General features: G+C 54.0%; 10 protein-coding genes. 5 read left to right on the forward strand and 5 right to left on the reverse strand.

What is annotated here, in order from left to right; translation table 11 throughout:
* From D6694_04780 to D6694_04795, 4 genes are all read right to left on the reverse strand, one after another.
* On the reverse strand, positions 1–979 hold a 979-nt coding region (locus D6694_04780; protein RMH45399.1), incomplete at its 3' end, for a hypothetical protein.
* A 2-nt stretch (positions 980–981) separates the two neighbouring features.
* Complete coding sequence (locus D6694_04785) at positions 982–4,443, reverse strand: transcription-repair coupling factor (GenBank protein RMH45400.1); 3,462 nt, start codon at positions 4,441–4,443, stop codon at positions 982–984.
* Positions 4,444–4,497: 54 nt separating this feature from the next.
* Positions 4,498–4,788, reverse strand: coding sequence for a hypothetical protein (locus D6694_04790; protein ID RMH45401.1), 291 nt, complete (start codon positions 4,786–4,788; stop codon positions 4,498–4,500).
* Complete coding sequence (locus D6694_04795; protein RMH45402.1) at positions 4,785–5,363, reverse strand: PilZ domain-containing protein; 579 nt, start codon at positions 5,361–5,363, stop codon at positions 4,785–4,787. Before D6694_04795 ends, D6694_04790 begins: the two co-directional genes overlap by 4 nt.
* A gap of 121 nt (positions 5,364–5,484) precedes the next feature.
* On the opposite strand from D6694_04795, the gene D6694_04800 reads away from it, so the two are divergent.
* Entirely contained in the window at positions 5,485–6,732 is a 1,248-nt protein-coding gene (locus D6694_04800) for a lipoprotein-releasing ABC transporter permease subunit (GenBank protein ID RMH45408.1), read from the forward strand.
* Positions 6,725–7,411, forward strand: a complete 687-nt coding sequence (locus D6694_04805) for an ABC transporter ATP-binding protein (GenBank protein RMH45403.1) — start codon at positions 6,725–6,727, stop codon at positions 7,409–7,411. Before D6694_04800 ends, D6694_04805 begins: the two co-directional genes overlap by 8 nt.
* Here the strand turns inward: D6694_04805 and D6694_04810 are convergent.
* Positions 7,405–7,911: a DUF2062 domain-containing protein gene (locus D6694_04810; GenBank protein RMH45404.1), complete on the reverse strand. Its 507-nt coding sequence runs from the start codon at positions 7,909–7,911 to the stop codon at positions 7,405–7,407. The genes D6694_04805 and D6694_04810 overlap by 7 nt on opposite strands.
* 38 nt (positions 7,912–7,949) lie before the next feature.
* On the opposite strand from D6694_04810, the gene D6694_04815 reads away from it, so the two are divergent.
* The 3 genes from D6694_04815 to D6694_04825 all read left to right on the forward strand — a co-directional run.
* A complete protein-coding gene (locus tag D6694_04815) occupies positions 7,950–10,205 on the forward strand; it encodes a DNA internalization-related competence protein ComEC/Rec2 (protein ID RMH45405.1) in 2,256 nt (751 codons plus the stop codon).
* 51 nt (positions 10,206–10,256) lie between these two features.
* On the forward strand, positions 10,257–10,877 hold the full coding sequence (locus D6694_04820; protein ID RMH45406.1) for a MotA/TolQ/ExbB proton channel family protein: 621 nt from the start codon (positions 10,257–10,259) through the stop codon (positions 10,875–10,877).
* 2 nt (positions 10,878–10,879) lie between these two features.
* Positions 10,880–10,999 (forward strand): biopolymer transporter ExbD (locus tag D6694_04825; protein ID RMH45407.1); only part of this gene is annotated, 120 nt, incomplete at its 3' end.

Raw genomic sequence — 10,999 nt, forward strand, 5'->3', positions numbered from 1 at the left:
CCAATGCCCACAGATGGTCGATGGCGATGGTCTGAGGGGCGCTATCTGCTTGGTCGGCCGTGTCCGGGGCGATCACTGGCGCTTCGGCATGATCGGATAGGTGTTCGACCGGTTCGGTAGACGTCTGCTCGTGTGCCTCTTGCTCCGTTGGCCCATCGGATGCGTCCGCACTCTGGCCATCAGGCACGTCGTGTGGCAATGGGGTTGTGTTGGGCACGATCGGGAGCCCCACTATCGAAAACTGGTCACTGTAGTCCTTGCCACCAATCAGGCGGAAGTTTTGTACCGGGCTGTTTGGTGGAAACGGCTGACGCCAACTGCTGTAGTGCAGAATCCTGACGCCACGGCGCGCTTTCAGATGCTGATAAGCGTCTTTGAGGGTGGCTTCCGGAACCAGTTCGAAGCCATCCAGTGGTAAACGGGGGGCGGAGTCTAGATCGCCATCTTGCGCCGCGGCCTCGGTTGGTAGCGCGTCTTGTGCATCTTCGTCCGTGGGCGTCGAAGGCGCTTCGATCAGATAGGCATAGCCATCGGGACAGGCCACCGGCAACAGCCAATCGGGCGCTTGCCATGGTATCCAATGAGGCTGCATGGAGGCTTGCTCGGTGTTTTCCGTTGGGCTGGCGGGGGAGGATGACGACGCGTTTGGTGTGGCTAACGCATCGGCGTTTAGGTGGTCATCGGTTGCATTAGCGCTCAGGCGTTGGCATGGTGGCGGTGAGAAGGGATCATGCAACGCTTTCGGCCATTGGATTTCCAATGGTGTGTCCGGCCAGTGTTCGGACTGGCGCAATTTGTCGTCAAGCCGTTCAAATACCAGCACCTCGACACGGTAGATTGGGGCTTGCTGTGTATCGTTTGGCACAGTTGTGTCGGCTGCGACCGTTGTGGCCAACAGCATGAAAATGATGAACAAAACTGGCATCAAACTTCCGGCGCCTATTTGCGTTGTTGTTATTGTGCGGGCTGATGCTTGCATGGTCAATCTTTCCCTGTGCCTTCTTCCAAGCGGTTGATCAGTCGCTCGGCAAAATGGATACGTTTGTCGGATGTCTCGAACTGGCCAACAATTTGCAGGTGATGGCTGCCACGCATTCGATAGCGATCAGGCCGTGCCTGCATCATCTGAATCAACACATAGGGATCAAACTTGGGTTGTTCGGAAAACAGGATTTTTCCGCCTTCGCGGCCAAGTGATAATTGGCGGATGCCAAGGGCTTCGGCGCGTTGACGCAAACGGGTCACGCGAAACAGCATCTTGGTCGGTTCGGGCAAAAGACCAAAGCGGTCAATGAGTTCCACCTTCAGAGCATCCAGTTCGTGTTCATTTTTTGTCGAGGCAATCCGCTTGTAGAGTGTGAGTCGCTCGCTGACGTCCGGAACATAGTCTTCCGGCAAGATGGCGGAGACTTGCAAGTCCACCTCGGCGTGGGCGCGAATGACGACGTCCAGCGAGGGTTGTTCACCCGATTTGAGTGCCTTGACGGCCCGATCCAACATATCCATGTACAGGGAGTAGCCAATACGCTCAATTTGACCGGACTGTTCTTCGCCAAGAATTTCGCCCGCACCACGAATTTCCAGATCTTGTTGGGCAAGCAGAAAACCGCTGCCCAACTGGTCCATCTTCTCGATGGCTTCCAGACGGCGCTGGGCGTCTTTGGTCATCAGCTGCTTAGATTCTGGAATCAGCAGATAGGCATAGGCTTGATGGTGTGAGCGACCCACACGGCCACGCAATTGGTGTAGCTGGGCCAAGCCGAAATGGTCGGCACGGTCGACAATCAGAGTGTTGGCGGTGGGAATATCAATGCCGGTTTCGATGATGGTTGTGCATACGAGCACTTGATAACGATGATGATAGAAATCCTGCATGATGCGTTCGAGTTCCAATTCCCGCATTTGCCCATGCGCCACTGCCACACGAAGGCCGGGGAGCATGTTGCGGATTTCCTCTGCCCGTCGAACAATGGTCTTGATGTCGTTGTGCACGACAAAGACTTGGCCGCCTCGGCGAATTTCACGCTGTATGGCGTCTTTCACTAACAGCGAGTCATTCGGCCGGATGAAGGTTTTTACCGAAAGTCGATGCGCTGGCGGGGTGGCTATGATGGACAAGTCGCGCAACCCAGACAGGGCCAGGTTTAATGAGCGCGGAATCGGCGTTGCCGTCATGGCAAGGATGTCGACATTGGGTTGTTTGCGTTTGAGATGTTCTTTTTGGTGCACCCCGAAGCGGTGCTCTTCATCAATGATGACCAGCCCCAGACGCGCAAAATCAATGTCCTTTTGTACGAGTTTGTGGGTGCCGATGACAATGTCCACTTCGCCCGAGGCTAAGCCTTCCAACGTTTTTTGTTGCTGGCGGCTCGCCCGGAAACGAGACAGCAACTCAATGCGCACAGGCCAGTCTTTGAACCGTTCGATAAAGGTCTCATAGTGTTGTTGGGCAAGCAGTGTGGTGGGAACGAGAACCGCCACTTGTCGCCCTGCATTGGTCACCGCAAACGCTGCGCGCATGGCGACTTCGGTTTTACCAAAGCCAACATCGCCACACACGAGCCGATCCATTGGATACGGACGCGCCAAATCGTTGAGCACTTCGTCGATCGCTTTTTGCTGATCGGGCGTTTCTTCAAATGGAAAGCTCGCGGCGAAAAGCTGCAAGTCTTCACCATTGGGCTGGTGCGAAAACCCGGGTTGGGCGGCACGTTGTGCGTAGACGTCTAAAAGTTCCGCGGCGACGTCGCGAATCTTTTCGGCGGCTTTGGCGCGTGTCTTTGACCAGGAGTCATTGCCCAGTTTGCTCAAGGCAACAGCGCTTTCCTCAGTGGCGGAGAAGCGGCTGAGCAGGTGCAGGTTATGGACCGGTACGTACAGTTTGTCGTGTTCGGCAAATTCGAGGGTCAGAAACTCTTGGGTTTGACCATCGGCGGTGAGGGTGGTCAGCCCCAAATAGCGGGCGACGCCATGTTCATAATGCACCACAGGTGCTCCGGGCGTCAGTTCGGCCAAATCACGAATCAGTTTGTCCGGGTCGATGCCGCTGGGCTTTGTCTCCGATAGGCGAACCTTGTCGCCGTAAAAGGCATTTTCAGCCACCACTGCCCAGCCGTCCGGATGAATGAATCCCTGCGACATCGAACAGACGGTGAGGACAAGCGCGGCAGCATTCGCTGTGTTCAATACCTGCTGGACATTGGGCCAGTCGTCCAAACGCTGTATAGGCCGATCAATTTCACTCAACCAATCAGCGACTTGCTCGGCACGGCCAAGACTTTCTGTGCAGATGACCACCGGATGCTGGTGCTGTGTCAGCCAATCCTGCAATCGATGGGTGCGCTGGCGGGCGCGGTGATCGAGGGTGATGTCGGGCAGCGTGCGATAGCGCCGAATGACGGTATGCGCTTTGTCTGAAGTGCCGTGTTGCAATTGCCAGCGCGGTCGACGCTTGAGATCGGCGAAGTACTCATTGTCGCGCAAAAAAAGCATTTCCGGCGGCAAGGGTGGTCTGGCTTCGCTTTCTTTTCGCGCCGCGTAGCGCTGACGGATTTCTTCCCACAGTTGTGAAAACGCTTGATCGCAGTCGCCAACTTCGACCCAGACGCTGGCCTCAGGCAAATAGTCCACCAAGGTGCTGGTGTGTTCAAAGAACAACGGGAAGTAATATTCGATGCCTTGCGGTAGCTGGCCCTGACTGACTTGCTGATAAATTGACTCGGGATTTCGCGAGACAGGCAGAAGTGAACGCCAGCGCTGTCGAAATTGTGTCAGGGCGGTGTCATCCGTTGGAAACTCGTGTGCCGGCAACAGCTTTATTTCATCGATATGGGTCGTGGTGCGTTGCGTGTCAGGATCGAAGCGCCGAATGGTTTCCACTTCGTCGTCAAACAAATCAATTCGAATCGGCGCATCGTATCCGCTCGGGAAAAAATCGATAATGGCGCCGCGCTGGGCGAACTCGCCCGGTTGATAGACTTGACTGACCCGCTCGTAGCCTGCATAGACCAGTTGTTCGCAAAACGCTCCGGGCTCGATTGTTTGCCCGACTTTGAGATGGAACGTTCGACCCAAAATGTAAGATTTTGGCGGCAACCGTTGCATGAGCGTACTCACCGGTACCAAAAGCACGCCAGTGTTGAGTTGTGGCAAGCGGTAAAGCGTACCGATGCGTTCGGCGATGATGTCCGGATGCGGTGAAAAGGCATCGTACGGCAGTGTTTCCCAATCGGGAAGACGCAATACAGTGTGTTCTGGCAGCCAGAATTTCAGTGACTCCGAGGCCTGTTCAACTGAGGTGTTGTCCGGCAAGATCACGCAGTGAAAGGTGTTAGATTGGCGAACTAACTCGGCCAGTTCATACAGCCAAGCATCACCAACCAAACCGGCAATACGTTTGACTTGCCCGGCCTTGGGCGCTTGCACAGTTGATGTCACAGTAATGGTTACGGGCGGGTTTTTTGGGTGGCGCGATTATAACGCACCACCGGCGAAGGTTCACTTGCGATTTGGGACAGCGTGTATCACGCGGTTGTATTCGAAATAGACATTAAAGTCTGGATAATCCCATCGAGTGATGGGCGGATCGCCAACCGGCGCATGCTTTTTCTTGGGTTCGCCATATTTTTTCAAAACCGCTTCCATGGTCATGCCATTATGGGGGCGATCAATTTTCGCTTCGGCCAGTTCCTTTACCAACGTCAGTGAATCTTGACGAGGTGTCTCGGTCGCCGCAAAAGACAGCATGGCGCAGAGTGGTAAAAATATGATGATGCCGATGGTTTTCATGTCGATGCTCCTATCTCGCCAGATTCTTTCTTGTTCCTTAATAGTTCGGCTTCTCTGGTCAGTACGTGGCGAATAATGGCGTCACGGTCAGCTTCACTGATGACTGTAAACGTTACCGCTATTTCGAAGCCATCGTCAACCTTACGAGTGTCGACCACTTCACCAAAACACAAAATTGTACTACCGCTGTCTGGCAGCATGAGCTCGACTCGGACGACTTGTCCTTTTTCGAACGCTTTGTCCGTGGTAAAACGCAATCCGTTGCCGCTAATAGACACGAGTTTTTGTTCAACTGGATCGGACAACGCCTGTAGGGCGATAAACCGGGTCAGTAGCTGGATGCGTTTGTCAATGTTGCGGCAAAACTCAGCAACAGTGGGATCAGTGCGGTCGAGTTGGCGCACCAGGCGCTCGGCCTCCATGGCAATTTGGTTGACGTCATTGACCAGGGCAAACGCCTTTGGGCGCTCTTGCTCGAGCATCTCCAGACTCACATGCTTGTTTCCTTCGACAGGTTCAACATGAACAGCCACTTGACTGGCAATGCGAAAATATTGTCGACGTTCTTGTTGCATGACATCGGTGCAAGTGAATGGCTAATGCTAATAGATTAGCACGGAAATCCAGGGACAGGTCTTTGTTGTGATGCCATCCACTGGTACCATGTCGCGCAGACAATGCATTGTGGGACAAGGCATGTTCAAACCGCTCGCTGTGTATATTGGGTTGCGATACACCCGCGCCAAACGAAAAAACCACTTTATTTCTTTTATTTCGTTCGTTTCCATGGGCGGAATTGCGCTGGGGGTTATGGTGTTGATCACTGTGATGTCGGTCATGAACGGTTTTGAGCGTGAGCTCAAAGACCGAATTTTGGGGATGACGCCGCATGTGATGATTGGTGAGCGCCGCGGCGTGATGACCGATTGGCAAAGTGTGGCGTCGTTGGTGGCGCAATCGCCGCAAGTGGTGGCGACCGCACCCTACATTCAGACACAGGGGGTTTTACGTGCTGGCGGGGACAATGTGTTTGTCTTCGTACAGGGGGTGTTACCGGAACGAGAAGCGCAGGTCAGCATCGTTGGGAAGCATATGTTAGAAGGGAAGCTGTCCGATCTTCACGCTGGAGGCTGGCAAATTATTCTTGGTCGTGATTTGGCGCGCCGGCTTGGTGTGTATGTTGGCGATAAAGTCACGCTGCTCGTTGTGGAAGGCACCACCGTCTCGCCGACGGGCATCATTCCTCGTTTTCGCAAGTTTACTGTGGCGGGCATTTTCGAGGTCAGGGCGGAAATGGATGCTAGCTTGGCCATCATTCACATTGCCGATGGACAGAAGCTATTGCGCACTGGCGACGGCGTGCATGGCGTTCGCCTTAAGTTGGCGGATGTGATGCAGGCATCAAGGGTATCGAAAAGTTTGCGACAGATCCTTGGCTTTCGCTATTACGTGAGTGACTGGACCTATACTCAGGGCTCGCTGTTTCGCGCCGTCAAAATGGAAAAGAACATGATGTTCCTATTGCTCGCTTTTATCATTGCTGTCGCCGCTTTTAATATTGTCTCAACCATGGTGATGGTGGTGACCGACAAGCAGGCCGATATCGCCATTTTGAAAACATTTGGCGCGACACCTAGTTTGATATTGCGCGTTTTTGCTTTTCAGGGCGCGTTTAACGGAATTATCGGCACCGTGCTTGGGGTGGTTGGCGGGGTCGTGTTGTCATTGAATCTGCCGGATTTTGCCGCGTGGCTTGAGCATGCTTTTGGCATTACCTTGTTGCCCGGTGATGTGTATTTCATTAATTTCCTGCCGTCTGAGCTGCAATGGTCAGATGTCGGGCGTGTGGCTGGTGCGGCGTTATTAATGGCCTTTTTGGCAACCATTTACCCTGCTTGGCGAGCATCACGAACCAAACCGGTAGAGGCTTTACGTTATGAGTGACACCCGACCCGTGCTGCGCACACGTCATCTGTGCCGTCAATATGTCGATGGTGATAAGACGATCGACGTACTCAATGGCGTGGACTTGTCGTTGGCCGCCGGTGATATGGTAGCCATTGTCGGCCAATCCGGTTGTGGAAAAAGCACGCTCTTGCAATTGTTGGGCGGGCTTGACCGGCCCACAAGTGGCGAAATTTGGTGGGACGATACGCCAATTCAGAACATGAGCGAAAAAGCGTTGGCACGATATCGCAATCGGCACTTAGGGTTTGTTTATCAATTCCATCATTTGCTCCCTGAGTTTGATGCGGTTGAAAACGTCGCAATGCCGTTGCTGCTGGGAGGCGCTTCGCCGAAGGAAGCCGAAAGGCAAGCAAAAACATTGCTCGAGTCAGTGGGGCTGGCGGAACGTTATCGCCATCGCCCGGGTGAACTGTCGGGGGGCGAGCGTCAGCGCGTGGCCTTTGCTCGTGCGTTGGCCTGCTCGCCAAAGGTGGTGTTGGCCGATGAGCCCACGGGTAATCTGGATGAACACACCGCCGAAGAAGTCTTTGCTTTGATGGTCTCGTTGAACAAGGCGATGGGGACGGCGTTTTTGGTGGTGACACACTCGTCACAGATTGCAAGCCAGATGGACAAAATATGGACTCTGAAAGATGGTCAACTGACTGACTATTGACGCCGCTTGTGCCAGTGATGCGTCACATGCCACCGCCATAGCCAGAGGCTGACGAAATAGCCGAGTACAGCGGAAAGTGTGCCAAGTATCGCGCACCCAAGCAGAAACGGTTCCCACACTTGGAGCAGTCCTTCTGTCAGCCACGTCATACTAAGCTCAAACTGAAACGGCATGTCAGGGCGACCAAGCAGCCACTTGCCAAGTTCATAGGCCCCATAAAACATGGGGGGCATGGTCAGTGGATTGGTCAGCCAGACCAATACCACCGCCAATGGTAGGTTGGCCCGCCAAATCACCGCGCCAATGGCAGCTAATACCATCTGCATTGGAACGGGTACCCAAGCGCAAAACAAACCAATGGCAAAAGCCCGCGCCACATTGCGCCGATGCAAATGCCAAAGGGCAGGGTTGTGCAGCCAGCTACCAAGCCACTTCAAGTACTTGTGTTCTTTGATTTTATCTGGCTCTGGCAGCCATTTTTGTATAATTTTGCGCGGCATGTTACGGTATGTTTGCTCTCAAGTCAGGATGAACAAGGATGGTTCAGTATCGACTGCTGGCAATCGGAATGCTTTGGGGCAGCGCCACCACCATGCTGCTGGGTGCCCACAAAATCGCCTTCGGCGTCGCCGTGCTGTTCGGCTTACCTGCATGGGCACTGTTTGGCGTTGCCGCAAGAACACGACTGACCCATCGACCCTTCTGGATAGCGGTGATTATAAGTGTTTTATCCAGCGGCATACAGTATTATCAGCTGAAATCTCTCCCCATTGGGGCACAACCGGTAGCGCAAAAAATACGCGGTACGGTAGTCGAAGTGTCCCGCCAGTCACATGGCCCAGAACGTATTTTGTTACGTCTCCATGCCATTGATGACCAGCCGGTTAGGTTTCCATGGCCGGTGTACGCATCGCTTGCGCACTATCGGGGTCAGTTTCGCGGCTTGCCGGGTTGGCACGGCCAGTTCATTGTGCGGTGGCGAAAGCCGACGACCAAAGCGAATCCTTATTCGCCTGATGTGTGGACGCTGGCTTACGCGAAACGGGTGGTGGCATGGGGCACCATTAAAAGCACTGAGCAGCTTCACGAAACACACAGCTTGGCTCAGACCATGCGCGCACGCCTCGGACAGCATTTCACTCAGCACTTCTCTGAGGTGACGGCAGGTTTTCTGCGCGCCATCATACTTGGTGAGCGCGACAAGATTCCAAAGTCGCAACGCCAAGCCTTGGCTCAAGCCGGCTTGGGGCACCTGCTCGCGATCAGTGGTTTGCATGTGGCCGCACTGTCGTTAGTGGGCGTGTGTTTGGGGTGGTGTTTCGCGCCGTTGGGCTGGCGTTGGGGGCTACCTAGGCAATGGTTTGGGTATCTCTTTGCTGTTCCCCTTGTCTGGTGTTATGTGATGCTGGCGGGTTTGCCGATCAGTGGCGTGCGTGCGGCGGCGATGCTGTCCTTGTTCGTGGTGTTGCGCATGCTTTCCGTCCACACCGAACTGCGCGACATTCTATTAATGGTGCTTGCGCTCGTGCTTGTCCTTGACCCGGTTGCCATTTTTTCTCCGGCATTATGGGCCAGCTATGGGGCGATCCTGCTCATTGATACGGCTTTGCGAATCTGTGACGGAAAGCGTTGGACGGTGCGCTTATTGCGGGTTCAGAGTTATCTGACGCTAGGGCTTTTGCCGCTGATGATACATTTATCTGGCGGATGGACACCCATGGCCTTTGTCCTCAATTTGCTGGTGGTGCCCATCTTTTCTGTTGCTTTTTTCCCTTTGCTTGGCATGGCCATGCTGACGTGGCACTTATTCCAGTGGTCAGACGTTTTAGCGTTTTTGGACAGCTCGGTGGTTGGCCTGTTTGAGCTGGGCGCATGGGGGGCGAGTGTAGGCTATATGCCCATCTATTTGGGGACTGCAGAGCTGGCCTTATTTGTTGTGGCCATTGGTCTGCTGCTCGCACCGCGCCCATTGGCACATCGGAGTGTCGGGGCGCTGGCCATGACATTTGTGTTGCTGCTGTGGTGGTTCGGCGCAAAATGGCGACCTTGGTCGGCCCGTCTTTGGCTGTTGGATACCGGACAAAGTTTGAGTGTGGTGTGGCAGGCGCAGCAGAATCTTCTGGTGTATGACGTCGCGCGAAGCTTTGCGAGCGTGCGCCCGTTGGTGACGGATGCTTATTATCGACAACGATGGTTAGTGGTCTCTCATGATGACATCGATCATAGTGGCGGGCTCGGTGACGGATTCGATTGGTCGTGGTTTCAGATTCGTTTAAGCGGCCAGCCTGAGCCGATTTTTGCCAAATATGCTGTTTCATTCCGGCCGTGCGCGGCGGGTCAGGTGTTTCAGTTTGGGGAGGCGAGGCTTGATGTGTTGTGGCCGGATGTTGACCTTCAGTCGCGCAGCGACAACGACTTTTCTTGCGTGATTCAGTTGACCTATCAAGGGCGACGCATTTTGTTGACGGGGGACATTGGCAAACGTGTAGAGCGCAGACTGGCGGCACGCGGTGTATTGCAGTCTGCCGATGTTCTTATTGTCCCGCATCATGGTTCCAAGTTGAGCAGCACTGAATTGTTTCTCGATAAAATTCGACCAACGTGGTCACTCATTGCTGCCAGCAAGACGAATCCGTGGGGATTTCCGCGCCAAGAAACGTTGGAACGGCTGCGCGCCGTAGGTAGCCATGTTCTATGGACAGGGGCTGATGGTGCCATTGTCTGTGAATGGGACAGGGATGGCCAATTGACTGGTTGTGACCGTTGGCGTGATAGAAGTCCTTCATCTTCCTGATCGATATGGTAAAGTTGCATCCACGTTACTGTGCAGTGGGGTGATAAAACTGTGTGGGAGCTTTTGAAAGCCGGTGGTCCGGTGATGATCTTGTTGGGCTTGGGCTCAGTGATCGCTATGGCGATCATTTTGGAGCGGTTTTGGGTATTGCGCACCGAAAAAGTGGCACCCAAGCACTTGGTGGCCCAAGTGTGGAACTGGTCAAAGAAAAACGAAATTAACAAGAAAAACCTAAAAGTGTTACGGGAACATTCGCCGTTGGGGCGGATTCTCGCCGCGGGGCTGCTCAATCATCGGCATGGCCGAGAGGTCATGAAAGAGAGCATTGCCGACGCTGGACGACAAGTGGTCCTTGAACTTGAACGATTTTTGAACACCCTCGGCACCATTGCCGCCGTGGCGCCGCTGCTCGGTTTGCTGGGTACCGTGTTAGGTATGATTCGTGTTTTTACGGTGATCACCGTAAAAGGTGTGGGCGATCCGGGCGCTTTGGCGAGCGGTATTTCTGAAGCGTTGGTCACCACAGCGGCAGGATTGATTGTGGGCATCCCGGCGCTTATGTTTTTCCGTTATTTCCAACGTAAAGTCGATGAACTGGTCGCCAAAATGGAAGAGGAAGCATTGAAACTGGTTGAGGTCCTACACGGCGAGCGCGAAACAGAAGGGTTGTAACTATGTTTTTGCATAACCGCAAACGCGACGAACTCACCATCAACCTGACGCCGCTCATTGACGTCGTCTTTTTGCTGTTGATTTTTTTCATGGTGACCACCAGTTTTGCCCGACATTCAGAG

This window comes from Gammaproteobacteria bacterium (assembly GCA_003696665.1).
Taxonomy (GTDB): domain Bacteria; phylum Pseudomonadota; class Gammaproteobacteria; order Enterobacterales.

What these genes read in the sequence shown, in the direction of transcription:
- D6694_04790 (RMH45401.1), bottom strand. Translation starts at nt 4,788, where the DNA reads ATGAAAACCATCGGCATCATCATATTTTTACCACTCTGCGCCATGCTG.
- D6694_04795 (RMH45402.1), bottom strand. Translation starts at nt 5,363, where the DNA reads ATGCAACAAGAACGTCGACAATATTTTCGCATTGCCAGTCAAGTGGCT.
- D6694_04800 (RMH45408.1), top strand. Translation starts at nt 5,485, where the DNA reads ATGTTCAAACCGCTCGCTGTGTATATTGGGTTGCGATACACCCGCGCC.
- D6694_04805 (RMH45403.1), top strand. Translation starts at nt 6,725, where the DNA reads ATGAGTGACACCCGACCCGTGCTGCGCACACGTCATCTGTGCCGTCAA.
- D6694_04810 (RMH45404.1), bottom strand. Translation starts at nt 7,911, where the DNA reads ATGCCGCGCAAAATTATACAAAAATGGCTGCCAGAGCCAGATAAAATC.
- D6694_04815 (RMH45405.1), top strand. Translation starts at nt 7,950, where the DNA reads ATGGTTCAGTATCGACTGCTGGCAATCGGAATGCTTTGGGGCAGCGCC.